Here is a 21,657-nt window from a genome sequence, read left to right as displayed (position 1 = left end):
CCTAAACCGGCGGGTCACAAGAATCAGGCGCCGGAAGGGTCGGCGTTAGCGCCATTCGCGTTGCCGGTGCGTGAACGAAAGTCGAGGCTCACCGAGTTCATGCAATAACGCAGTCCGGTTGGCGGCGGGCCGTCGGGGAAGACATGGCCGAGATGGCCGTCGCAGCGCGCGCAACGCGCCTCGACCCGGCGCATGCCATGGCTGTTGTCGGCATGCTCGACCACCCGGTCGGGCGCGATCGGCCGGGTGAAGCTCGGCCAGCCCGAGCCCGAATCATATTTGTCGACGCTATCGAACAATTCGAGCTGGCACGCGGCGCAGCGATAGAGGCCGTCGGCCTTGTTGTCGTTGTAGCGCCCCGAAAAGGCGCGCTCCGTGCCGGCTTCGCGCAGGACATGATATTGTTCGGGGGTGAGCCGCTTGCGCCACTCGGACTCGGACAGGTTGAGCTGTTCCATGAAGCGAGCATGTGGGCGAGGGCGCTGCGCGTCAATCCGGCTCGGCACTCGCCCGGATCCGTCCGCCCCGCGCCCTGAGCTGGCGCTTGAGCACTTCGGCGCGCGGCGCCCAGAGAAAGCCGAAGCTCACCGTGCCGTGCTTCGATTCGACGGCGTGATGGAGCCGGTGCGCCTGGACGATGCGCTTCATGTAAAGCGAGCGGGCGACATAGCGATGCGGCAGCCGCTGGTGGACGATGACGTCATGAAAGCCGAAATAGATCGCGCCGTAAGCCGCGATCCCCGCACCAATCCACGCAAAGCCCGGCCACCAGCCGAGTTGTACGCCGCCGAGCAACAGCACGATCGAGGGGATCGCGAAGAGCACCGCATAGAGATCGTTCAGTTCGAACGCCCCGGTACGCGGGCGGTGATGGCTCGCATGGAGGAACCAGCCCGGGCCGTGCATCACCCAGCGGTGCGCGACATAGGCGAAGCCTTCCATCGCCGCGACGGTGCCGCCGAACAACAGGATGCCGAGCCACAGGTTCATCGCTGTTAGATAGGGCGGCAGGCGCCGCGCGTCATGCCCGTCAGAAGGCGAATTTCACGTCGCCGCAAGCGCCCGGGGTCAGCCGATAGGATGCGAACGGCTTCTCGCTGCCGTCGGGCTTGCGTTCGACGATCGTCCAGCGCCAGCCCTTGCCGTCCGGCGCGAGACGATTGGCGTAGAGCGCGTCGGGATAGGCATAGTCTACCGCGATGGTGCCGTCCGCGACCGCGCCCTGCCCCGCGGCGCTGTATCCCGCGCCGAAGCTGTCCATCCACCAGCCGCTGACCCTGGTCTTGTCATGGTCGCCGAGAACGATTGCGGCGTCATAGGGGTCGGCGGGGTCCAGCCCGTGCGATTCGAGCAGCAGATAGCGGCCGCCGAGGCGCCACGCGGCGCGGACGCGGGTCCGGACCTGTTTGCCCATCACTTCGCCGGGCGCCTCCCAGCAGCCGATGAGGCGGTCGAGCGCGGCATGCGCGGGATCGGCGAGCGGCGCGACGGCGACCATGGTTGCGAGTAACATCGCCGCCCGATAGCGAGGCACGATGACAAGGACCATCACTCTCTTCCCGCTCGCCGCCCTGCTGCTCGCCGGCTGCGCGGTCCCGGAGGCGCGCTTGCGCGCCGGCCTCATCCGCGCGGGTCTGCCGGCGCCGCTTTCGGCGTGCATGGCCGAGCGGATGGTCGACCGGCTGTCGCTCAAGCAATTGATGCGGATCGCCGATCTGCCCAAGGCGCGAGGGTCCGAATCGATCGATCAGTTCCTCCACCGCGTTCGTGCGCTCGGCGACAGCGAGATCCTCGGCGTCGCCTCGAGCTCGGCGGCGCTCTGCGCGACGGGCTTGGGCTGAGAGGCCTCCCCCGGGCAGGAACCTGAACAAAGGCATACCGCCCGCGACAGGTTTATTGCAACTTTGTCGCAATCGCAATTACGTGGAAAAGGTTTGGATTCGTCCGCGCGCCGTGCTTAAGGCGTCCGCAAACGATCCCGCCAGCCACATGAGGGCGTGCCCAATGAACATCCACGAATATCAGGCCAAGGAACTGCTCGCGAAGTTCGGCGTGCCGGTTCCCGCAGGCTTTGCCGCGCTCAGCGTCGAGGAAGCCGTCGAGGCCTCGAAGAAGCTCCCCGGGCCGCTCTACGTCGTCAAGGCGCAGATCCACGCCGGCGGCCGCGGCAAGGGCAAGTTCAAGGAATTGGGCCCCGATGCCAAGGGCGGCGTCCGGCTGGCGAAGACCGAGGACGAGGTCCGCGCCGCCGCGGCCGACATGCTCGGCAACACTTTGGTGACGATCCAGACCGGCGAGCATGGCAAGCAGGTCAACCGGCTCTACATCACCGACGGCGTCGACATCGCCAGGGAATTCTACCTCGCCTTGCTGGTCAATCGCGCCACGGGCCGCATCTCGATGGTCGCCTCGACCGAGGGCGGCATGGACATCGAGACCGTCGCGCACGACACGCCCGAGAAGATCCATTCGATCGACATCGATCCGGCGACCGGCTTCATGGCGCATCATGGCCGCGCCGTCGCTGCCGCGCTCGGGCTGACCGGCGATCTCGCCAGGCAGGCCGCGTCCACGGCTTCCAAGCTTTATGACGCCTTCCTCGGCACCGATGCCGAGCAGATCGAGATCAACCCGCTCGCCGTCACCGACGACGGCAAATTGATGGTGCTCGACGCCAAGGTCGGCTTCGACGGCAATGCGATGTTCCGCCACAAGGATCTCGCCGAGCTGCGCGACGAGACCGAAGAGGATCCAATGGAACTCGAGGCGTCGAAATACGACCTCGCCTATATCAAGCTCGACGGCGATATCGGCTGCATGGTCAACGGCGCCGGCCTCGCCATGGCGACGATGGACATCATCAAGCTGAACGGCATGTTCCCGGCCAATTTCCTCGACGTCGGCGGCGGCGCCAACAAGGAGAAGGTCACCGCGGCGTTCAAGATCATCCTGAGCGATCCGGCGGTGAAGGGCATCCTCGTCAACATCTTCGGCGGAATCATGCGCTGCGACATCATCGCCGAGGGCATCGTCGCCGCGGCGAAGGAAGTGAACCTCTCGGTGCCACTGGTCGTCCGCCTCGAAGGCACCAACGTCCAGCAGGGCAAGGACATCCTCGCCAATTCGGGCCTGCCGATCGTCGCGGCCAACGATCTCGGCGACGCGGCGAAGAAGATCGTCGCGGAGGTCCAGAAGGCGGCATGACCGACGCGCCCGGCACGGTGGAAGGGGGATGTCGCTGCGGGCGCGTCCGCTTCCGCCTGTCCGGGCCGCCGATCTTCACCGGCGCCTGCCATTGCCGGGGCTGCCAGCGGATGACCGCGAGCGCCTATTCGGTGAGCGGCGCCTGGCCGGCCGAGCAGTTCGAAGTGATTGCCGGCGAGCCGGTGATCGGCGGGCTCCACGGCGCGACCCGGCATTATTTCTGCAGCCATTGCATGAGCTGGATGTTCACCCGGCCCGAGGGTTTCGACGCCTTCGTCAATGTCCGCACCACCCTGCTCGATGTGCCGCCGGCAGATCCGCCCTTCCTCGAAAGCTTCACTTCCGAGGCTTTGCCCTGGGCGAAGACCAATGCGACGCACAGCTTTGCAACCTTCCCCCCGCCCGAGTCTTTCGAGCCGCTGATCGCGGAATTCGCGCAGACGCGCACAGGTTGACGTTCGCGTAAACGTAAGCCAGTGAGATTTTGTTCGTGGCTCCGCCTTTCCTCCCCGGGACTGGTGAGCCGAAGGAGAGAAGCAGATGAAGGTCCTCGTGCCGGTCAAGCGGGTGCTTGACTATAATGTGAAGCCTCGCGTGAAGGCGGACGGGACGGGGGTCGACCTCGCCAACGTCAAGATGAGCATGAATCCGTTCGACGAGATCGCCATCGAAGAGGCGGTCCGGCTGAAGGAAAAGGGCGCCGCCACCGAAGTCGTCGTCGTCACGATCGGCGTGCCCAAGGCGGAGACCGACGTGCTGCTCACCGCGCGTGCAATGGGCGCCGACCGCGCCATCCTGATCGCCACCGAGGACGAGGTCGAGCCGCTGGCGGTCGCCAAATTGCTCCAGAAGGTCGCCGAAGAGGAGCAGCCCGGGCTGGTGATCCTAGGCAAGCAGGCGATCGACGACGATTCGAATCAGACCGGCCAGATGCTCGCCGCCTTGCTCGGCTGGAGCCAGGGGACCTTCGCCTCCAAGGTCGAGCTCGGCGGCAACGGCGTGAAGGTCACTCGCGAAGTCGATGGCGGGCTCGAGACGGTCGATCTCAAGCTGCCGGCGATCGTCACCACCGACCTGCGGCTCAACGAGCCGCGCTACGCGACGCTCCCCAACATCATGAAGGCAAAGTCCAAGCCGGTCGCGAAAAAGACGATCGCCGATTACGGCATCGACGTCGCACCGCGCTTGAAGACGCTCAAGGTGGTCGAGCCCGGCAAGCGCCAGGCTGGAATCAAGGTCGGCAGCGTCGACGAGCTGGTCGAGAAGCTCAAGGGTCTGGGAGTCGCGAAATGAAGACGCTCGTCTGGGTCGAACACGACAACAAGAGCGTCAAGGATGCGACGCTCGCCACCGTCACTGCGGCTGCCAAGCTCGGTGAGGTGCATCTCCTCGTCGCCGGCGCCGGCTGTGCCGCGGTCGCCGACGAGGCGGCAAAGATCGCCGGCGTGGGCAAGGTCCATCTTGCCGACGCAGCCGCCCTCGAGCATGCGCTCGCCGAGAATGTCGCGCCGCTGATCGTGACGCTGATGGACAATCACGACGCAATCCTCTTCCCGGCGACGACGACGGGCAAGAATATCGCGCCGCGCGTCGCCGCCTTGCTCGACGTGATGCAGATCTCCGACATTCTCTCGGTCGAGAGCGCCGACACCTTCACCCGGCCGATCTATGCCGGCAATGCGATCGCCACGGTGCAGACCAGCGACAAGAAACTGGTGATCACCGTGCGCGGCACCGCGTTCGACAAGGCGGCGACCAGCGGCGGCAGCGGCACGGTCGAGCCGGTAAGCGGTAGCGGCGATGCAGGTCTGTCGACCTTCGCCGGCGCCGAGATCGCCGAATCGACTCGTCCCGAGCTGACCGCCGCCAAGGTGATCGTCTCGGGTGGCCGCGCGCTGCAGAACAGCGAGAATTTCCACGCGATCATCGAGCCGCTCGCCGACAAGCTCGGCGCCGCGGTCGGCGCCTCGCGCGCCGCGGTCGACGCCGGCTACGTCCCCAACGATTATCAGGTCGGCCAGACCGGCAAGATCGTCGCGCCCGAAGTCTATATCGCGGTCGGCATCTCGGGGGCGATCCAGCACCTCGCCGGCATGAAGGATTCGAAGACGATCATCGCGATCAACAAGGACGAGGACGCCCCGATCTTCCAGGTCGCGGACATCGGCCTCGTCGGCGATCTGTTCAAGATCGTTCCGGAGCTGACCGAAAAGCTCTGAGGCGCTTGCGGATGCGACAAGAGGGGCGTTCCTGCGGGAGCGCCCCTTTTTCGTGCGCGGTAGCTGCTCCGATTCCCCTCACCGTCACCCCGGACTTGTTCCGGGGTCCACCGGGCGGCACGCGAGAAGCAAGGAGGCATGGGGCGGCCCGCGCGGCGCGGTGGACCCCGGCACGAGGCCGGGGTGACGCCTGTGGGCTACTGCCCGCGAACGCCGGGCGGACCGGCTCCCTCAATCCGCTCCCATCGGCCGCGGCGGGGTGACTTCGGGGAGCGGCAGCGGCGGGATCGTGGCGAGCCTGGCGGCGATCGCGAGCGCGATCAGGGTGAGCACGCCGCAATAGAGCGCGACGCCGTTCCACGCCCAGCGGGTCCAGGCGATGCCGCCCGCCGAGCCGAGTACGCTCGACCCGAGATAATAAAAGAACAGATAGAAGGCGGCGGCCTGCCCCCGGCCTTCGCGCGCGCGGCGGCCGACCCAGCTGGAGGCGATCGAATGGGCTCCGAAGAAGCCGATCGTCACCACGCCGATCCCGACGATCACCAGCGGCAGCCACGCGGCGGCCGTGAACGCCGTGCCGAGGATCAGCAGCGCGGTCGGAATCCAGAACACCAGCCGCCGCCCCTTGCGCTCGGCGAGCCCGCCGAACCAGGTCGAGCTCAGCGAGCCGAGCAGATAGAGCAGGAAGATCGCGCCGATCGCCGCGTGGCTCAGGCTGAACGGCGCGGCGATCAGCCGGAAGCCGACATAATTGTAGATGGTGACGAACACCCCCATCAGCAGGAACGCCTCGGCATAGAGCAAAGGCATCGCCCGATCGCGGAACAGCATCTTGCCCGATACGAACACCGCCGCCGGGTGGACCGGGCGCGGGATGAAGCGGCGCGACGGCGGCGCGAGCCGGCGAAACGCCTCGGCCATGACCAGCCCGATCAGCCCGACGCCGACGAGCGCCCAGCGCCAGTCGGCAAGCTCGGTCAACAGGCTGACGCCGAGACGTCCCGCCATTCCGCCGACTCCGCTGCCGGCGATGTAGAGCCCCATTGCCGGCCCGACAGAGTGCGGATCGATCTCCTCGCTGACATAGGCCATCGCCACGGCGGGCATCCCGGCCAATGCGATCCCGGTGAGCAGCCGCAGCGCAAGCACTTCGTGCCAGCCCGGCGCGAAACCGGTGAGCATGGTGAGCAGCCCCGCTCCGAACATCGCCAGCACCATCAGCGGCCGCCGTCCGTACCGGTCCGAAAGCAGGCCCGCGAAGACGATCGCGACGGCGAGCGGCCCGGTGGCGAGCGAGATCGCCAGGCTCGATTGCTCCGCGCTGAGCCGGAATTCGTGCGCGAACAGCGGCAGCAGCGGCTGCACCGAATAGAGCAGGGAGAAGGTCGAGAAGCCGGCGAACAGCATCGCCAGCGTCAGCCGCCGGTAGCCGCGGCTCCCCTTTTTCAAACCGCGCCTCATCCTCCTATTGTAAACGTCGGGAGCGCCTGGCGGGTGCGGATCCTCAAAAAAAGCCATGAATATCAGTTTTCTGGACTACCGCGCTGACTTGGCGCGAGATTTCGGCGACGCTTGGCCATCGCCAGGTCCGCCGAACCACGAGCCAATCAACGTCGCGACGGCCAGTTCCAGCGGACGGATCCGGCCAGATACCGACACCGATTGTGCGGACTGCATTCGTATGTGCAGTGCCGTCCGGTTGACGCTGCACTGCAGCATGGCCACTTGGGGGCGATGCATGCGCCTGCTCCCCGCACCACGCCCGTCGCGCTCGTCCATTTCGCGCTGGCGATGGGCGGGTTCGCGATCGGCACCACCGAATTCGCGACGATGAGCCTCGTGCCGTATTTCGCGCATGGGCTCAGGATCGATGAACCCACCGCCGGCCATGTGATCAGTGCCTATGCGCTCGGGGTGGTGGTCGGCGCGCCCTTGCTCGCAGTGCTCGGCGCGAAGATGGCGCGGCGGACGTTGCTGATCGCATTGATGGCGAGCTTCGGGCTGTTCAACGGGCTGAGCGCGCTCGCCCCGACCTATGGCTGGATGCTGGTTTTCCGTTTCCTCAGCGGGCTGCCGCACGGCGCCTATTTCGGCATCGCCGCATTGGTCGCCGCGTCGCTGGTGCCCGACAACCGGCGCTCGCAGGCGGTGGGCCGGGTATTGCTCGGCCTCACCGTCGCCACGGTGATCGGAGTGCCGCTGGCCAACTGGATGGGGCAGGCGATCGGCTGGCGCTGGGGCTTCGCCGTCGTGGCGTTCCTCGCCTCGCTGACGATGGCATTGGTCTATTGGCTGGTGCCGCAGGATCGGCCGGCCAGCGATGCCAGCCCCCTTCGCGAACTCGGCGCCCTCGCCAACGGACAGGTCTGGCTGACCCTCGGGATCAGTGCGATCGGATTCGGCGGGCTGTTCTGCGTCTACACCTATGTCGCCTCGACTTTGCTCGAAGTGACCCGGGTGCCCGCGACGATGATTCCCGTGGCGCTCGCTATATTCGGCGCCGGCATGACGGCGGGCAACATTATCGTCCCCAAATTCGCCGATCGCGCGCTGATGCCCAGCGCGGCGGTGCTGCTGCTCGGCAGTGCCGCGGCGCTCGCGCTCTACCCGATTGCCGCCGCGCATTTCTGGTCGCTCTGCCTCGCGGTGTTCGCGATCGGCTTTGCCGGGGCGCTCGGCGCGATCCTCCAGACCCGGCTGATGGACGTCGCCGGCGAGGCGCAGGGGCTGGCTGCCTCGCTCAACCATTCGGCGTTCAACACCGCCAATGCGCTGGGCCCGTGGCTCGGCGGGATGGCGATCGCCGCGGGCTGGGGCTGGACCTCGACCGGCTATGTCGGGGCGGGGCTGGCGCTGGGCGGCTTCCTCGTCTGGTGCGTCGCGATGCTGGTCGAGCGGCGGTCGCTCAGCCCGGCTGCCGTCGCCTGACCGCCAGCGCGCGCGGCGAAGGCGCGAGCCGCAGCACCAGATACCCCGCCACTGCCGACAGCAGAGATCCGCCGAGCACCCCGATCTTCACTTCGTCGGTCAGCGCGGCATTTCCGGCAAAGGCGAGCCCGCCGATGAACAGGCTCATCGTGAATCCGATCCCGGCGAGCAGTGACACGCCATAGATTTGCAGCCAGCTCGACCAGCCCGGCTTCGGCGCGAATCCGCTGCGATGCGCGACCCACACGCTGCCGAAGATGCCCAATTGCTTGCCGAGAAACAGCCCCAGCGCGATGCCCAGCGGCAGCGGGTCGAGCAATACCCATGGCGACACCCCGGCGAGCGACACTCCGGCATTGGCGAAGCCGAACAAAGGCACGACCAGAAACGCCGACCACGGATGGAGCGCATGCTCGAGCCGGTGGAGCGACGATTCGTCCGGTCGCGCGCCGATCGGAATGGTCAGCGCGGCGAGCACGCCGGCGACCGTGGCGTGGACTCCGGACCGAAACACGAAGACCCACAGCAGAATGGCGAGCAACAGATAGGGGGACAGCCGCCGCACCCCGCGCCGGTTGAGCAGCAGCATCGCCAGCAGCACCGCCGCGGCGAGCGCCAGCGCGACCAGGTCGAGCTCGGCGGTGTAGAACAAGGCGATGATCAGCACCGCGCCGAGATCGTCGACGATCGCGACCGTGGTGAGGAACAATTTGAGCGACGTCGGCGCGCGCGTGCCGAGGATCGCGAGCACGCCGATCGCAAACGCGATATCGGTCGCCGCCGGGATCGCCCAGCCCTGGACGAGCGCCGGCTGGCGCCCCGCGACGAGCAGATAGAGCAGGGCCGGCACCGCCATCCCCGCCGCGGCGGCGGCCACCGGCAGCCGCCGCCGCTGCCAGCTGGCGAGCCGCCCGGCAACGAACTCGCGCTTGATCTCGAGCCCGACGAGCAGGAAGAACACGGCCATCACGGCGTCGTTGATCCACAGATGCACCGTCATCGGCCCATATTTCGGGCTGATCACCGGGCCGGTCTCGAAATGCAGCGCGTGGAAATAGGCGTCCGACCAGCCGGGCAGATTGGCGACGAGCATCGCGCATGCCGCCGCCGCCATCAGCACGATCCCGCCCGCCGCCTCGCCGTGAAGAAAATCGCGGGTGGCCGAGCGGACGCGGTGGATCATGCCTTGGCGAGCGCCTCTGCGATCAGCCTGCGGCTGTTTGCGATTCCGTAGAGCGCGATGAAGCTGCCCATTCGCGGCCCCTGCTCGGAGCCGAGCAAGGTCTCGTACAGCGCCTTGAACCAGTCGCGCAAATTCTCGAACCCGCCGGTCTTGCCGATCTCGTAGACCAGATTCTGGATGTCCTCGGCGGAGGCGTCTGCGGGGAGCGCGGCGAGTTCGGCATCGAGCCGCTGCAATGCCGCGACCTCGACGCCCTCGGGCGCGCGGCGACTGAGCGTCGGGGTCACGAAATCGCGGGCATAGGCCAGCGCATAGCCGATCAGATTGTCGAGCGCCGGATACGCGTCGGGCGTCGCGTCGGGCACGTAATTGGCGAGATAGCCCCAGACCTGCTCCTTGCTCGCCTCTCCCATCACGCCGACGAGATTGAGCAGCAGCCCGAAGGTCACCGGCAGCGTCTCGGCGGGCGGCGGCCCATTATGGATGTGATGGACCGGGTTGCCGAGCTGCTGCGCGATCGGCTGATCGGCATAATTGCCGCGGAACTGCCAATAATCGTCCACCGCGCGCGGGATCAGCCCGAGATGCAGCGCCTTGGCCTTTTTGGGCTCGCGATAGATGTAGAAGGCGAGGCTCTCGTCGGGGCCATAGGTCAGCCATTGTTCGAGGCTGAGCCCGTTGCCCTTGGATTTGGAGATCTTCTCGCCCTTCTCGTCGAGGAACATCTCGTAATTGAAGCCTTCGGGCGGCCTGCCGCCGAGCACGCGCGTGATCTTGGACGATTGGATCACCGAATCGATCAGGTCCTTGCCCGCCATCTCGTAATCGACGCCCAAAGCGACCCAGCGCATCGCCCAGTCGACTTTCCATTGCAGCTTGGCCCTGCCGCCGAGGATCGATTGCTCGACGCGCTCGCCGTCATCGTCGAACGCGATCATCCCCGCCTCGGCGTCGAGCACCTCGATCGGCACCTGCAGCACCACGCCGCTCTTCGGGCTGACCGGCAGCACCGGCGAATAGGTCGCCTGGCGCTCCTTCCGAAGCGTCGGCAGCATCACGTCCATGATGCCCTGATAGTGGCGCAGCACGTTCCTGAGCGCGTCGTCGAACTTGCCGCCTTCATAATAGTCGGTCGACGAGACGAATTCGTAGTCGAAGCCGAAGCGGTCGAGGAATTCCCGGAGCAGGGCGTTGTTGTGCGCGGCGAAGCTGTCATGCGTGCCGAACGGATCGGGAATGCGGGTCAGCGGCTTGCCGAGATGTTCGGCGAGCATTTCCTTGTTGGGGATATTGTCGGGCACCTTCCGCAGTCCGTCCATGTCGTCGCTGAACGCGATCAGCCGGGTCGGAATGTCGGACAGCGCCTCGAACGCGCGGCGGACCATCGTCGTGCGCAGCACTTCGTTGAACGTGCCGATATGCGGCAGCCCCGACGGGCCGTAGCCGGTCTCGAACAGCACATGCCCCTTGGCCGGCGCACCGTCGGGATAGCGCTTGAGCAGTTTCCGGGCCTCTTCATAGGGCCAGGCCTTGGAGTCGAGCGCGGCGGCGCGGAGTTCGGTCTTGTCGGTCATGATCAGCCGCGTCTAGCGAAGCGCGGCGGCACGTTCCACCCTCGCGAGTCCGCGCGCCGCCGGGCGACGCGCGGCGCTCCGAAATCAGGCCACGATCAGGCCGACATCGACATTGCCCCGCGTGGCGTTCGAATAGGGGCAAATCTGGTGCGCTGCCGCGACCAGCTTCTCGGCATCGGCGCGATCGACTCCGGGCAGGCTGATCGCGAGATCGGCGGTGATGCCGAACCCGCCCGCCGCGCGCGGACCGATGCCGACCGTGGCGGTCACGCTCGTCTCGGCAGGAACCTTGAGCTTGAGCTGTTGCCCGGCGACCTTGAGCGCGCCGATGAAGCAGGCCGAATAGCCGGCGGCGAACAATTGCTCGGGATTGGTGCCGTCGCCGCCGGCGCCGCCGAGTTCCTTCGGAGTCGAGAGCCGGGCGGCGAAGCGTCCGTCCTCCGAACGGGTTTCGCCGTCGCGGCCGCCGGTCGAAGTGGCGCGGGTGCGGTATTTCACGTCTACGGACATGGTCGACTCCTCACGTTTTGTGCGATAATAATTATCGCGATATGTATTAACTAGGTGATGCGTCGGGTCTTGTCCAGGGGAAATGTTATCGCGATATCTATCTTTCCGATAAGTACCGGGATCGAAGGAGAATGATGTGGCCGCCGCGCTTCCGCTCGATGATCAGCTCTGCTTTTCGCTCTATGCGACCAGCATGGCGATCACCCGCGCCTACAAGCCGATGCTCGACCAGCTCGGCATCACCTATCCGCAATATCTCGTCCTGCATGCGCTGTGGGAGGAGGATGGCCGTACCGTGGGGGCGATCGCCGAGCGCCTCGCGCTCGAGTCGAGCACGGTCACGCCTTTGGTGAAGCGGCTCGAAGCGGCCGGCTTCGTGGCGCGGCAGCGCAACCCGTCCGACGAGCGCCAGGTGCAGGTGCGCCTGACTCCTCGCGGCGCGGAGATGCGCGAATCGTGCGGCTGCCTCGCCGAGACGCTGCTCGAGCGCGCGGGAATGGATGGCGAAGCACTCGGCATTCTCAATCGCGGCGTCCAGCGGCTGTGGAAGGCGCTGCGCGAGTCGCAGCCGGCGTGAAATAGCGCGAAACGCCGGTGACGGCTGTTCAAGCGGAACGAAATGCGTACAGAGTGGCTCCGCGATGATGCCCCCGCTGCCTTATCCCGCGCTCCACGCCAGCCATGGCGGTATCTGGATCGCCACCGCCGACGAGACCCGCGCGGTGAGCCGCGGCGAGGCGATCCGCTTCGCCGCCGACACCCCGATCCTGTTGCTCAATGCGCCGCTGATCGGCCAGCGGCTCGGCCATCCCGAGCTCAACGGGCTCGACCTGCTCGAATTGTTCGCTTTCCTCCATCCCGCGCGCTTCATGGTGCCGACGGCCAAGGGACTGGCGCGTGCCACTGGACTCGACGTGCCGGCGAACGACGCGGATGTCGCGGGCTTCCTCCGCGAAGCCGCGGCGGCGCTGCTCGCCGTCCCTGCCGGGCCATGGGCCGAGCGCGAAGGCGCGTGGAATGCGCTCCAGTCGCTGTTCCGGCTGCGCTGGCCCTGGGCGCCGACGCTGAGCGCCACGATCCCCAAGCCAGCCCAGGCCGAGCGCTGGCTGTTTTCGAAGCTGCCCGAATGGGAGGAGCGCGCGCCGCGACCCGCGCCGCGGACGATCAGCTTGCCCGACGCCGATATCGCCGAGCGGTTGGCGCGGCTCACCGGCAGCGGCGCCGAGCAGCGGCAGGGCCAGCGCGATTATGCCGCCGCCGCGGCGGGCGCCTTCGCGCCGCGCGAAGTGCGCGATTCGCCCAATCTGGTGCTCGCCGAAGCGGGGACGGGCATCGGCAAGACGCTCGGCTACCTCGCCCCTGCCTCGCTCTGGGCCGAGCGCGCCGAGGGACCGGTCTGGGTGTCGACCTTCACCAAGGCGCTCCAGCGCCAGCTCGCCCATGAAGGCGAACGGCTGTTTCCCGACGCCGCGACCCGCAAGGCGCGGGTCGTCACCCGCAAGGGCCGCGAGAATTATCTATGCCTGCTCAACCTCGAGGACGCGCTGCAGGGCGGGTTCGCCGGCCGCGCCGCGATCCTCGCGCAACTGGTCGCGCGCTGGGCGGCGTACAGCGCCGATGGCGACATGGTCGGCGGCGATTTGCCCGGCTGGCTGCCCACCTTGTTCCGCCGCAACGGCTCGACTGCGCTGACCGACCGGCGCGGCGAATGCATCTATGCCGGCTGCCCGCACTACCGGAAATGCTTCATCGAGCGCGCGGCGCGCGCCTCGGCCGAAGCCGACATCGTCATCGCCAATCACGCGTTGGTGATGGTCAACGCCGCCCGCGGCCGCGAATCCGCGACGCGGCCGACGCGCTATGTGTTCGACGAGGGGCATCATCTGTTCGACGCCGCCGACGCGATGTTCTCGGCGGCACTCACCGGGCAGGAGGCGATCGAGATCCGCCGCTGGGTCACCGGCCCCGAATCGGGATCGCGCGGGCGCCGGCGTGGGCTGGCGGCCCGGCTGTCCGACGTCGCCAGCTATGACGAGGAAGGCGGCCGCGCGATCGCCGAGGCGGTCGATGCCGCCCGCGCCTTGCCGAGCGACGGCTGGCTCCAGCGGTTGAACGAAGGTGAGCCGTTCGGTCCGGTCGAGGCGTTGCTCGCCGCGGTACGCGGGCTGGTCTATGCGCGCGACGTCAACGGCTCGGGCGATGCCGGCTATGGACTCGAGACCGAGCTCGCCGAGCCCGACGCCGCCCTGGTCGAGGCGGCAGGACCCGCCGGGGCGGCGCTCGATTCGCTGGTACGTCCGCTGGTCAAGCTCGGCCGCCGGCTCGAGGCGGTGCTCGCCGACGCGCCCGACTGGATGGACGGCCCGGCCCGCGCGCGGATCGAAGGCGCGATCGCCTCGCTCGGCTGGCGCACCGAGACCGTCGGCGCGTGGCTCGCGCTGATCGCGCGAATCGGTGGCCCGGCCGATCCCGAATATGTCGATTGGCTCGCCGTCGATCGAGTCGAGGGGCGTGAATATGATATCGGGCTGCATCGCCATTGGCTCGATCCGTCCAAACCCTTTGCGAAGACCGTGCTCGAGCCCGCGCACGGCGCCGTGATCACCTCGGCGACCTTGCGCGCCGGCGGCGACTGGGACGTCGCCGAGGCGCGCTCGGGGGCGGCACATCTGCTGCGCCCGGCGCAGCGCTTCGCGGCGGCCAGCCCGTTCGATTATCCGGGCCAGGCCGAAGTGCTGATCGTCACCGACGTCAAGCGCGGCGACTTGCCCGCACTCGCCAACGCCTATGCCCGGCTGGTCGTCGCGGCCGGCGGCGGCACGCTCGGGCTGTTCACCGCGATCCGCCGGCTGCGCGCGGTCCATGCCCGCATCGCCGATCGGCTGGCGCGCGAGGGGCTGCCCTTGCTCGCCCAGCATGTCGACCCGATCGACACGGGGACTCTGGTCGATATTTTCCGCGACGATCCGCGCACTTCCTTGCTCGGCACCGACGCGCTCAGGGACGGCGTCGACGTCCCCGGCCATTCGCTGCGGCTGGTGGTGATGGAGGGCGTGCCCTGGCCCAAGCCGAGCGTGCTCCATGCCGCGCGCCGGCTCGCCGGGGGCGGCACCGCCTATGACGACCGCATCGTCCGTGCGCGGCTGGCGCAGGCGTTCGGCCGGCTGATTCGCCGGGCAGACGATCGCGGCAGCTTCGTCCTGCTCTCCTCGGCGACGCCGTCGCGGCTGCTCGACGCCTTTCCGCCGGGCACGCCGGTGCTGCGGGTGCCGCTCGACGAAGCGGTCCAGCGCGTTCGGCTTTCCCTCGACAGCCGATTGCGGCATGACGCGCCCGCGAACGCCTGACGGGCCTGACGGGATTGTAGTGATGAAGACGCTCACGCTGCTGCGCCACGCCAAGTCGGGCTGGGACGATCCGGTCGCCCGCGATTTCGATCGCCCGCTCAATCCCAAGGGCCAGCGCGCCGCGGCGATGGTCGGGCGCCACATGAAGTCGCTGGGCCTCGCCTTCGACCATGTCGTCGCCTCGCCGGCGGTGCGGGTGGTCGAGACGCTCGATCAGGTGAGCCAGGGCTATGGCAGCGATCTCGCTCCGGCCTGGGATCAGCGCGTCTATCTCGCCTCCGCGGCGACGCTGCTCGACGTCGTCCATGATCTCCCTGCCGGGGCCGGGCATGTCCTGCTCGCCGGGCACAATCCCGGGCTCGAGGAACTGGTGCTGCTGCTGGTGCCGGACGGCGGAACGCTGCGCGACGAAGTCGAGGTCAAGTTCCCGACCGCGACGCTCGCGGAGATGACCTTCGAGACGGAACGTTGGGGCGACGTGCTGTCGGGCGGCGGCGTGTTGACGCGCTTCATCCGCCCGCGCGATCTCGATCCCAGCCTCGGTCCCGATACGCCCTAGCCGCCGTCTTCCTCGAGCGCCTTGACCAAAGCGTCGCGAATCGCGCGAAATCCCTCGGCGCTGCTTCTGGAGCTCGATTTGTTCGCTTTCTCCTCGGCCAGCAGCTTCTGCACGCCGCGGATCGTATAGCCTTCGTCGGTGAGGAGATGGTGGATGCGCCGCACCAGCGCGACGTCGTCGGGGCGATAGTAACGGCGATTGCCGGCGCGGGTCAGCGGCCGCAATTGCGGGAACCGCGTCTCCCAATATCTTAATATATGTTGGGGTCGGCCGATTTCCTGCGCGAGTTCCCCTATGGTGCGGAGGGCGCCTGCCGCCTTCTCCGCGGAGGGCATTACGCGCTCAGCTGCCCGCCACGATGCGGTCGCGCATCATCTGGCTGGCTCTGAAGGTAAGCACCCGGCGAGGCGCGATCGGCACTTCGACGCCGGTCTTGGGGTTGCGGCCGACGCGTTCGCCCTTGTCGCGCAGGATGAAGCTGCCGAAGCCCGAGATCTTGACGTTCTCGCCCTTCGAAAGTGCTTCGCACATATGCGACAGGATCTGCTCGACGAGGCGCGCGGCATCGGCACGCGACAGACCGACTTCGCGATGCAGCGATTCGGCCAAATCCGCCCTGGTCAGCGTGCCCGCAGCCGGCATGTCCGCAAGTCCCCCAATTGATCCATGTTCAGACTTGATCGTATCAGATTGTCTTAACGTCGCAAACCACAACATTCCGTTACGGTAACGACTCGGTACTCGTTCTGACACATATCAGAAACGTACGACCGCAGCACCCCATGTAAATCCGCCGCCCATCGCTTCGAGGACGATCAGGTCGCCCTGCTTGATTCGGCCGTCGCGAACCGCGGTGTCGAGCGCGAGCGGCACCGATGCGGCGGAAGTATTGGCATGCTGGTCGACCGTCACCACGACCTTCTCGGGGGCGAGGCCGAGCTTGCGGGCCGTCGCATCGAGGATGCGGGCATTGGCCTGGTGCGGGACCACCCAATCGACCTGATCCGACGACAGGCCGGCGGCGTCGAGCGATTCGGACATCACTGCGGCAAGGTTGACCACGGCGTGGCGAAACACTTCGCGCCCCTTCATCCGCAGCTTGCCGACCGTCCCCGTGGTCGAGGGGCCGCCATCGACATAGAGCAGGTCGTTGTGGCGCCCGTCGGCGTGCAGGCGGGTCGCAAGCACGCCGCGGCCGCCCTGCTCCGCGCTTTCCTGCGCCTCGAGTATGATCGCGCCGGCGCCGTCGCCGAACAGCACGCAGGTCGTGCGGTCTTCCCAGTCGAGGATCCGGCTGAAGGTCTCGGCGCCGATCACCAATGCGCGCTTGTGGGCGCCGGCGCGGATCATCGAATCGGCGACCTGGACGGCATAGAGGAAGCCCGAGCACACCGCCGCGACGTCGAACGCGACGCAGTCGTCGATGCCGAGGGCGGTCTGCACGCGCGTGGCGCTCGCCGGAAAGGTCTGGTCGGGCGTGGCGGTGGCGAGCACGATAAGATCGATGCTGGCGGCCGCGATCCCCGCCGATTCGAGCGCGGCGCGCGCGGCGTTGGTCGCCAGCGTGCTGGTGGTCTCACCCTCTCCGGCGATGTGGCGGAAGCGGATGCCGGTGCGCTCGACGATCCATTCGTCGGTCGTGTCGACGCGTTCCGCCAGTTCGGCGTTGGAAACGCGGCGTTCGGGCAGGAACGCGCCGGTACCGATAATCACCGAACGAATGGTCACGCAGCCTTTGCCTCGAAATTCCCGAGATCCTCGGCGATTCGCCGATTGAGATCGTCGCGCAGCATCTTCGCCGCGAAGCCGATCGCGGTATCTACGCCGAGTTCGTTCGCGCTGCCATGGCTCTTCACGACGATGCCGTTGAGTCCGAGAAACACCGCGCCATTGTGATTGTTGGGATCGAGATGGGTACGCAGCAGCTCGGTCGCCGGCCGCGAGATCAGGAAGCCGATCTTCGAGCGGGTCGAGCTCGAGAAAGCGCGCTTGAGCAGGTCCGCGACGAAGCGCGCGGTGCCTTCGATCGTCTTGAGCGCGATGTTTCCGGAGAAACCGTCGCAGACGATCACGTCGACTTCGCCGCGCGACAATTTATTGCCTTCGATGAAACCCTTGAAGTCGAGCCGCAGATGCTTGGCGGCGCGCAATTCGGCGGCGGCGTCGCGAATCTTGTCGGTGCCCTTCATCTCCTCGGTGCCGATGTTGAGCAAAGCGACGCGGGGGCTTTCGAGGTCGAGCGCGATTCGCGCATAAGCGGCGCCCATCACCGCGAACTGGATGAGATTCTGCGCGTCGACCTCGGTATTGGCGCCGAGATCGAGCATCACCGTGTCGTTCTCGCCCAAGGTCGGCATCAAAGCGGCGAGCGCGGGGCGGTCGATGCCCGGCATGGTGCGCAGCGACAATTTGGCCATCGCCATCAGCGCGCCGGTATTGCCCGAAGAGACTGCGGCGCCGGCGCGGCCCTGCTTCACCATGTCGATGGTGATACCCATCGACGTGGTCTTGGCGCGGCGAATCGCGGCGCTCGGCTTTTCGTCGGACGCGACCACGCCGGCCGCGTGGACGATTTCCGACGCGGCGGTGAGATTCGGATGAGTCTTCAGACCCTCGCGGATCTGCGCCTCGTCGCCGACGAGGATGAATTCCATCCCCTCGAAGCGACGGCGCGCACGCGCCACCCCGGCGAGCATGACCGCGATCCCCTCATCGCCGCCCATGGCGTCGACGGCGATTCGCATGGGATTGGTCATGCCGGCAGGTTCCCGGTGGCGTGCGTGGCTCAGCCCTCGGTGGAGACGATTTCGCGACCGTTATAATGGCCGCACGCGACGCACAGATTGTGCGGGCGCTTCAATTCGCCGCAATTCGGGCATTCCTGGAATGCTGCGACGGTGAGCGCGTCGTGCGCCCGGCGCATGCCACGCCGCGACGGCGAGGTCTTTCTCTTGGGAACGGCCATCAGGCACCTTTACATCGAAGAACACGTGAATCAGGTCGCGATACGCCCGCGTCGGTGTCCGGGCAAGCGACGGTTGGAGCCGGCTGCCCGCCGGACCAACGGGGCAGGTCACGAAGCGAGCCGCGCGTATACCGATTCTTGCCCGACTTGCAAGGGCGTGGCACTTGTGCGCGCCAATCAGAGGGGGTCGCCCATGTTTTTCCTGCCCGTCGCGCTCGTTACCGCCGGAGCCGCCGCGCTTCTCAACTTCTGGCTGGGGCTGCGGGTCAGCCGCCTGCGCATGTCCGAAAAGATCCTCGTCGGCGACGGCGGCAATGTCCGGCTGATCGCGCGGATGCGCGCGCAGCTCAATTTCGCCGAATATGCGCCCCTGGTGCTGATCCTGATCGCCTTGATCGAGCTTGCGGGGGGCACCCGGACCTGGCTGTGGGCCGTCGCGGCATCGTTCATCGTCGGCCGCGTGCTGCATGCGTTCGGGATGGACGGCTGGCTGCCGGGCCGGACGATCGGCATCGCCATCACCATGCTGACGATGCTCGGCCTCGCCGGCTATGCGGTCTATCTCGGCTATGCCGGGCTCAACCCGCTGCGCTGAATAAACTCCTCCCCGTTCCGGGGAGGAGCTCGATCTATCTGCGCGCCAGCGCAGCGTCCCCGACGAAAGGATTGGTCCGGCGCTCGTGGCCGAAATTGCTCGGCTGGCCATGGCCGGGGACAAACACCGTGTCGTCGCCCAGCGGCCATAATTTGCCGGTGATCGCGTCGATCAGGTCCTGATGATCGCCCCTCGGGAAGTCGGTGCGCCCGATCGATCCCTGGAACAGCACGTCGCCGACGATCGCCAGTTTCGATGGCGCGTGGTGGAAGACGACATGGCCGGGGGTGTGGCCGGGGCAGTGATATGTGTCGAGCGTAAGGTCGCCGACGGTGACCGTATCCCCGTCGACCAGCCAGCGATCGGGCTCGAACGGCACGCCGCGCACGCCATATTTGCGGCCGTCCGCTTCCAGCCGGTCGATCCAGAAGCGGTCGGCTTCGTGCGGGCCCTCGATTCGCACCCCGAGCTCGCCGGCGAATTCGCCCGCCAGCCCGCAATGGTCGATATGGCCATGGGTGACGAGAATCTTCTCGATCACGACCTGATGCTGCGTCGCCGCCGCGCGCAGCCGGTCGAGATCGCCGCCGGGATCGACGAATGCGCCGCGCATCGTGCGGGTGCACCAGAGCAGGCTGCAATTCTGCTGGAGCGGCGTGACCGGCACGATCGCCACGCGCATCGGGGGGCTGGACATGCCCGCCAGATAGAGAGCGGCGCCCGTCGCGGCAACTCGGGCTTGCCGCGGCGCGGCGGCGGCGGCATGCGCATCGCGATGGCGCTCCCTGCCCCGCCTTTCGTATTGCTCGACGATGCCCGCCCGGGCGGCGCACCGGCGCGGCTCTATATGGATCCGGTCGAGATCGTGCGCGCCGGCACGCCGGAGCAGGTGCTCCCCGCGCTCGAGATGCTGCGCGCGGCGCGTGCCCGGGGCCTGCATGCCGCCGGCTATATAAGGTACGAAGCCGCAGCGGGGATCGAGCCCAAGCTCGCGCATCTCACTGCGTCGGCGCCGTTGCTGTGGTTCGGGCTGTTCGACGGATATCGCGAAATCGATCCGATGGCGCTGCTGCCCGATCCGGCGGGGGCATGGGCCGGCGCGCCGCGGCCGATGGTCGAGCGTGGCGTCTATGCCGAACGATTCGCTTATGTCGCCGAATGCATCGAGGCGGGCGACATCTATCAGGCCAATCTCACCTTCCGCGCCGAAGTCGCCACCCTCGGCTCGCCCGCCGCGGTCTATGCGCTGCTGCGGGATCGCGCCGCCGCCGGCTATGGCGCGCTGATCGCGACCGGCGCGGAATGGCTGTTGTCCTTCTCGCCCGAATTGTTCTTCGCGCTGGAGGCAGGGACGCTGTCCGCCCGGCCGATGAAGGGCACCGCGCTGCGCGATGCGGATCCGGCGCGGGATGCGGCCAATGCCGCCGAACTGCGCGCCGATCCCAAGCAGCGCGCCGAGAATCTGATGATCGTCGATCTGCTGCGCAACGATCTCAGCCGCGTCGCGCGGCCCGGCAGCGTCGCGGTGCCCCGGCTCTTTCACGTCGAGCACTATCCCACGGTCCACCAGATGGTGTCCGAGATCACCGCCGAACTCGCGTCCGAACGCGACGCAGTCGATGCGCTCGCCGCGCTCTTCCCCTGCGGCTCGATCACCGGCGCCCCCAAATTGCGTGCGATGGAGATCATCGCGGAGACCGAAGATGCGCCGCGGGGCGTCTATACCGGCGCGATCGGCCGGCTCGACGCCAATGGCGACGCGATGTTCAACGTCGCGATCCGCACGCTGACGATGGCCGGGGGCGACTCGATCGCGGTTTTGGGTCTAGGGTCGGGCGTGGTTGCCGATTCGGACCCCGAGCAGGAATGGCAGGAATGCCTCGCCAAGGGGGCATTCGTGACCGCGGGGGAGCGCCCGTTCGACCTGATCGAGACGATGCGCTTCGATCCGCTCGACGGCATGCCGCATCTCGAGCGCCATCTTTCGCGGATGAAGGACAGCGCCGCGATGTTCGGCTTCGCCTTCGATCGGCATAGCGTGCGCAACGAGCTCCAGGCCGCGACCTTCCGGTTGCGCGCCGCGTCGAGGGTACGGCTGCTGCTCGCGCCTTCGGGGGCGATCGCGATCGGCATCAGCCCGCTCCCCGATCCGCCCGAGCAGCCGGTGCGCGTCGCGCTGCGTCCCCTCGAAGTCGCGCCGGACGACTTTCGCCTGCGCCACAAGACCAGCCGGCGCGGCTTCTACGATCGCGCACGGGCGGGGACGGACGCGTGGGAAGTGGTGTTCACCGATCGCGACGGCTTCCTCACCGAAGGCAGCTTCACCAACGTCTTCGTCGAACGCGACGGCAAGTTGCTCACCCCGCCGCTCGCGCGCGGCCTGCTCCCCGGGGTGCTGCGCGCCGAGCTGATCGCGACCGGCGCCGCGGTCGAGCATGATCTGCGCCCCGAGGATCTCGCCGGGGGGTTCCGGCTCGGCAATGCGCTGCGCGGACTCGTTTCAGCCGTTACAGTTGCGGAACGCGCGAACGCCAACGTATAGGCGCGCCGTTCCCCTCGGAAAGGCGCCGACC

Annotated in this window: 24 protein-coding genes; 11 read left to right on the top strand and 13 right to left on the bottom strand. The window is 67.4% G+C overall.

Annotated elements, in window-relative coordinates; translation table 11 throughout:
- Positions 1-23 precede the first annotated feature (23 nt).
- The 3 genes from msrB to Q9Q95_RS16205 are packed head-to-tail and all read right to left on the bottom strand — an operon-like array spanning position 24 to position 1,549.
- The gene (gene msrB, locus Q9Q95_RS16215) at positions 24-458 is read right to left on the bottom strand and encodes a peptide-methionine (R)-S-oxide reductase MsrB (RefSeq protein WP_306098183.1); all 435 of its coding nucleotides are present in this window, start codon (positions 456-458) and stop codon (positions 24-26) included.
- Positions 459-489: 31 nt separating this feature from the next.
- Positions 490-990: a sterol desaturase family protein gene (locus Q9Q95_RS16210; RefSeq protein WP_306098182.1), complete on the bottom strand. Its 501-nt coding sequence runs from the start codon at positions 988-990 to the stop codon at positions 490-492.
- 40 nt (positions 991-1,030) lie between these two features.
- On the bottom strand, positions 1,031-1,549 hold the full coding sequence (locus Q9Q95_RS16205; RefSeq protein ID WP_306098181.1) for a hypothetical protein: 519 nt from the start codon (positions 1,547-1,549) through the stop codon (positions 1,031-1,033).
- On the opposite strand from Q9Q95_RS16205, the gene Q9Q95_RS16200 reads away from it, so the two are divergent.
- The 5 genes from Q9Q95_RS16200 (at position 1,536) to Q9Q95_RS16180 (ending at position 5,423) form a co-directional block, all read left to right on the top strand.
- On the top strand, positions 1,536-1,841 hold the full coding sequence (locus Q9Q95_RS16200) for a hypothetical protein (protein WP_306098180.1): 306 nt from the start codon (positions 1,536-1,538) through the stop codon (positions 1,839-1,841). The two genes, Q9Q95_RS16205 and Q9Q95_RS16200, sit on opposite strands and share 14 nt — an antisense overlap.
- A 163-nt stretch (positions 1,842-2,004) precedes the next feature.
- Complete coding sequence (gene sucC / locus Q9Q95_RS16195; RefSeq protein WP_306098179.1) at positions 2,005-3,204, top strand: ADP-forming succinate--CoA ligase subunit beta; 1,200 nt, start codon at positions 2,005-2,007, stop codon at positions 3,202-3,204.
- The gene (locus tag Q9Q95_RS16190) at positions 3,201-3,659 is read left to right on the top strand and encodes a GFA family protein (protein WP_306098178.1); all 459 of its coding nucleotides are present in this window, start codon (positions 3,201-3,203) and stop codon (positions 3,657-3,659) included. The genes sucC and Q9Q95_RS16190 overlap by 4 nt, the downstream gene beginning before the upstream one ends.
- Positions 3,660-3,744: 85 nt before the next feature.
- The gene (locus Q9Q95_RS16185) at positions 3,745-4,497 is read left to right on the top strand and encodes an electron transfer flavoprotein subunit beta/FixA family protein (protein ID WP_306098177.1); all 753 of its coding nucleotides are present in this window, start codon (positions 3,745-3,747) and stop codon (positions 4,495-4,497) included.
- A complete protein-coding gene (locus Q9Q95_RS16180) occupies positions 4,494-5,423 on the top strand; it encodes an electron transfer flavoprotein subunit alpha/FixB family protein (protein WP_306098176.1) in 930 nt (309 codons plus the stop codon). The genes Q9Q95_RS16185 and Q9Q95_RS16180 overlap by 4 nt, the downstream gene beginning before the upstream one ends.
- 231 nt (positions 5,424-5,654) lie before the next feature.
- Here Q9Q95_RS16180 and Q9Q95_RS16175 read toward each other — a convergent pair whose 3' ends face one another.
- Positions 5,655-6,872, bottom strand: coding sequence for an MFS transporter (locus Q9Q95_RS16175; RefSeq protein ID WP_306098175.1), 1,218 nt, complete (start codon positions 6,870-6,872; stop codon positions 5,655-5,657).
- A 285-nt stretch (positions 6,873-7,157) separates the two neighbouring features.
- Here Q9Q95_RS16175 and Q9Q95_RS16170 point away from each other — a divergent pair, with 285 nt between their 5' ends.
- Positions 7,158-8,351: an MFS transporter gene (locus tag Q9Q95_RS16170; RefSeq protein ID WP_306098272.1), complete on the top strand. Its 1,194-nt coding sequence runs from the start codon at positions 7,158-7,160 to the stop codon at positions 8,349-8,351.
- Here the strand turns inward: Q9Q95_RS16170 and nhaA are convergent.
- The 3 genes from nhaA to Q9Q95_RS16155 all read right to left on the bottom strand — a co-directional run bounded on the left by nhaA (position 8,329) and on the right by Q9Q95_RS16155 (position 11,618).
- Positions 8,329-9,534 carry a Na+/H+ antiporter NhaA gene (gene nhaA, locus Q9Q95_RS16165; protein WP_306098174.1) on the bottom strand — a complete coding sequence of 402 codons (1,206 nt, stop codon included), beginning with the start codon at positions 9,532-9,534 and terminating at the stop codon, positions 8,329-8,331. The two genes, Q9Q95_RS16170 and nhaA, sit on opposite strands and share 23 nt — an antisense overlap.
- The gene (locus Q9Q95_RS16160) at positions 9,531-11,108 is read right to left on the bottom strand and encodes a lysine--tRNA ligase (protein ID WP_306098173.1); all 1,578 of its coding nucleotides are present in this window, start codon (positions 11,106-11,108) and stop codon (positions 9,531-9,533) included. The genes nhaA and Q9Q95_RS16160 overlap by 4 nt, the downstream gene beginning before the upstream one ends.
- Before the next feature lie 84 nt (positions 11,109-11,192).
- A complete protein-coding gene (locus Q9Q95_RS16155) occupies positions 11,193-11,618 on the bottom strand; it encodes an organic hydroperoxide resistance protein (RefSeq protein ID WP_306098172.1) in 426 nt (141 codons plus the stop codon).
- 136 nt (positions 11,619-11,754) lie between these two features.
- On the opposite strand from Q9Q95_RS16155, the gene Q9Q95_RS16150 reads away from it, so the two are divergent.
- The 3 genes from Q9Q95_RS16150 to Q9Q95_RS16140 all read left to right on the top strand — a co-directional run bounded on the left by Q9Q95_RS16150 (position 11,755) and on the right by Q9Q95_RS16140 (position 15,524).
- Positions 11,755-12,195, top strand: a complete 441-nt coding sequence (locus Q9Q95_RS16150; RefSeq protein WP_306098171.1) for a MarR family winged helix-turn-helix transcriptional regulator — start codon at positions 11,755-11,757, stop codon at positions 12,193-12,195.
- A 67-nt stretch (positions 12,196-12,262) separates the two neighbouring features.
- Positions 12,263-14,965: an ATP-dependent DNA helicase gene (locus Q9Q95_RS16145; protein WP_371876798.1), complete on the top strand. Its 2,703-nt coding sequence runs from the start codon at positions 12,263-12,265 to the stop codon at positions 14,963-14,965.
- A 22-nt stretch (positions 14,966-14,987) separates the two neighbouring features.
- Complete coding sequence (locus tag Q9Q95_RS16140; RefSeq protein WP_306098169.1) at positions 14,988-15,524, top strand: histidine phosphatase family protein; 537 nt, start codon at positions 14,988-14,990, stop codon at positions 15,522-15,524.
- On the opposite strand, the gene Q9Q95_RS16135 is transcribed toward Q9Q95_RS16140, so the two are convergent.
- From Q9Q95_RS16135 to rpmF, 5 genes are all read right to left on the bottom strand, one after another.
- Positions 15,521-15,859, bottom strand: coding sequence for a MerR family transcriptional regulator (locus Q9Q95_RS16135; protein ID WP_306098168.1), 339 nt, complete (start codon positions 15,857-15,859; stop codon positions 15,521-15,523). The genes Q9Q95_RS16140 and Q9Q95_RS16135 overlap by 4 nt on opposite strands.
- 7 nt (positions 15,860-15,866) lie before the next feature.
- Complete coding sequence (locus Q9Q95_RS16130) at positions 15,867-16,166, bottom strand: integration host factor subunit alpha (protein ID WP_306098167.1); 300 nt, start codon at positions 16,164-16,166, stop codon at positions 15,867-15,869.
- 114 nt (positions 16,167-16,280) lie between these two features.
- Positions 16,281-17,252 carry a beta-ketoacyl-ACP synthase III gene (locus tag Q9Q95_RS16125; protein ID WP_306098166.1) on the bottom strand — a complete coding sequence of 324 codons (972 nt, stop codon included), beginning with the start codon at positions 17,250-17,252 and terminating at the stop codon, positions 16,281-16,283.
- Positions 17,249-18,280, bottom strand: a complete 1,032-nt coding sequence (gene plsX, locus Q9Q95_RS16120) for a phosphate acyltransferase PlsX (protein WP_306098165.1) — start codon at positions 18,278-18,280, stop codon at positions 17,249-17,251. Before plsX ends, Q9Q95_RS16125 begins: the two co-directional genes overlap by 4 nt.
- Before the next feature lie 29 nt (positions 18,281-18,309).
- The gene (rpmF, locus tag Q9Q95_RS16115) at positions 18,310-18,489 is read right to left on the bottom strand and encodes a 50S ribosomal protein L32 (protein WP_306098164.1); all 180 of its coding nucleotides are present in this window, start codon (positions 18,487-18,489) and stop codon (positions 18,310-18,312) included.
- A 193-nt stretch (positions 18,490-18,682) separates the two neighbouring features.
- Here rpmF and Q9Q95_RS16110 point away from each other — a divergent pair, with 193 nt between their 5' ends.
- Positions 18,683-19,084 (top strand): MAPEG family protein, encoded by a 402-nt coding sequence (locus Q9Q95_RS16110; RefSeq protein ID WP_306098163.1) that lies wholly within the window; start codon positions 18,683-18,685, stop codon positions 19,082-19,084.
- Between the two features lie 34 nt (positions 19,085-19,118).
- Here Q9Q95_RS16110 and Q9Q95_RS16105 read toward each other — a convergent pair whose 3' ends face one another.
- The gene (locus Q9Q95_RS16105; protein WP_306098162.1) at positions 19,119-19,781 is read right to left on the bottom strand and encodes an MBL fold metallo-hydrolase; all 663 of its coding nucleotides are present in this window, start codon (positions 19,779-19,781) and stop codon (positions 19,119-19,121) included.
- A 66-nt stretch (positions 19,782-19,847) separates the two neighbouring features.
- Between Q9Q95_RS16105 and pabB the strand changes: the two genes are divergently transcribed.
- On the top strand, positions 19,848-21,626 hold the full coding sequence (gene pabB, locus Q9Q95_RS16100; RefSeq protein ID WP_306098161.1) for an aminodeoxychorismate synthase component I: 1,779 nt from the start codon (positions 19,848-19,850) through the stop codon (positions 21,624-21,626).
- Positions 21,627-21,657: the final 31 nt, after the last annotated feature.

This window comes from Sphingomonas sp. DG1-23, from assembly GCF_030730875.1.
GTDB lineage: Bacteria > Pseudomonadota > Alphaproteobacteria > Sphingomonadales > Sphingomonadaceae > Sphingomonas.
This window is presented reverse-complemented; position numbering and strand designations above follow the sequence as displayed.

What these genes read in the sequence shown, in the direction of transcription:
- msrB (WP_306098183.1), bottom strand. Translation starts at nt 458, where the DNA reads ATGGAACAGCTCAACCTGTCCGAGTCCGAGTGGCGCAAGCGGCTCACC.
- Q9Q95_RS16210 (WP_306098182.1), bottom strand. Translation starts at nt 990, where the DNA reads ATGAACCTGTGGCTCGGCATCCTGTTGTTCGGCGGCACCGTCGCGGCG.
- Q9Q95_RS16200 (WP_306098180.1), top strand. Translation starts at nt 1,536, where the DNA reads ATGACAAGGACCATCACTCTCTTCCCGCTCGCCGCCCTGCTGCTCGCC.
- Q9Q95_RS16205 (WP_306098181.1), bottom strand. Translation starts at nt 1,549, where the DNA reads ATGGTCCTTGTCATCGTGCCTCGCTATCGGGCGGCGATGTTACTCGCA.
- sucC (WP_306098179.1), top strand. Translation starts at nt 2,005, where the DNA reads ATGAACATCCACGAATATCAGGCCAAGGAACTGCTCGCGAAGTTCGGC.
- Q9Q95_RS16190 (WP_306098178.1), top strand. Translation starts at nt 3,201, where the DNA reads ATGACCGACGCGCCCGGCACGGTGGAAGGGGGATGTCGCTGCGGGCGC.
- Q9Q95_RS16185 (WP_306098177.1), top strand. Translation starts at nt 3,745, where the DNA reads ATGAAGGTCCTCGTGCCGGTCAAGCGGGTGCTTGACTATAATGTGAAG.
- Q9Q95_RS16180 (WP_306098176.1), top strand. Translation starts at nt 4,494, where the DNA reads ATGAAGACGCTCGTCTGGGTCGAACACGACAACAAGAGCGTCAAGGAT.
- Q9Q95_RS16170 (WP_306098272.1), top strand. Translation starts at nt 7,158, where the DNA reads ATGCATGCGCCTGCTCCCCGCACCACGCCCGTCGCGCTCGTCCATTTC.
- nhaA (WP_306098174.1), bottom strand. Translation starts at nt 9,534, where the DNA reads ATGATCCACCGCGTCCGCTCGGCCACCCGCGATTTTCTTCACGGCGAG.
- Q9Q95_RS16160 (WP_306098173.1), bottom strand. Translation starts at nt 11,108, where the DNA reads ATGACCGACAAGACCGAACTCCGCGCCGCCGCGCTCGACTCCAAGGCC.
- Q9Q95_RS16155 (WP_306098172.1), bottom strand. Translation starts at nt 11,618, where the DNA reads ATGTCCGTAGACGTGAAATACCGCACCCGCGCCACTTCGACCGGCGGC.
- Q9Q95_RS16145 (WP_371876798.1), top strand. Translation starts at nt 12,263, where the DNA reads ATGCCCCCGCTGCCTTATCCCGCGCTCCACGCCAGCCATGGCGGTATC.
- Q9Q95_RS16140 (WP_306098169.1), top strand. Translation starts at nt 14,988, where the DNA reads ATGAAGACGCTCACGCTGCTGCGCCACGCCAAGTCGGGCTGGGACGAT.
- Q9Q95_RS16135 (WP_306098168.1), bottom strand. Translation starts at nt 15,859, where the DNA reads ATGCCCTCCGCGGAGAAGGCGGCAGGCGCCCTCCGCACCATAGGGGAA.
- Q9Q95_RS16130 (WP_306098167.1), bottom strand. Translation starts at nt 16,166, where the DNA reads ATGCCGGCTGCGGGCACGCTGACCAGGGCGGATTTGGCCGAATCGCTG.
- plsX (WP_306098165.1), bottom strand. Translation starts at nt 18,280, where the DNA reads ATGACCAATCCCATGCGAATCGCCGTCGACGCCATGGGCGGCGATGAG.
- rpmF (WP_306098164.1), bottom strand. Translation starts at nt 18,489, where the DNA reads ATGGCCGTTCCCAAGAGAAAGACCTCGCCGTCGCGGCGTGGCATGCGC.
- Q9Q95_RS16110 (WP_306098163.1), top strand. Translation starts at nt 18,683, where the DNA reads ATGTTTTTCCTGCCCGTCGCGCTCGTTACCGCCGGAGCCGCCGCGCTT.
- Q9Q95_RS16105 (WP_306098162.1), bottom strand. Translation starts at nt 19,781, where the DNA reads ATGTCCAGCCCCCCGATGCGCGTGGCGATCGTGCCGGTCACGCCGCTC.
- pabB (WP_306098161.1), top strand. Translation starts at nt 19,848, where the DNA reads ATGCGCATCGCGATGGCGCTCCCTGCCCCGCCTTTCGTATTGCTCGAC.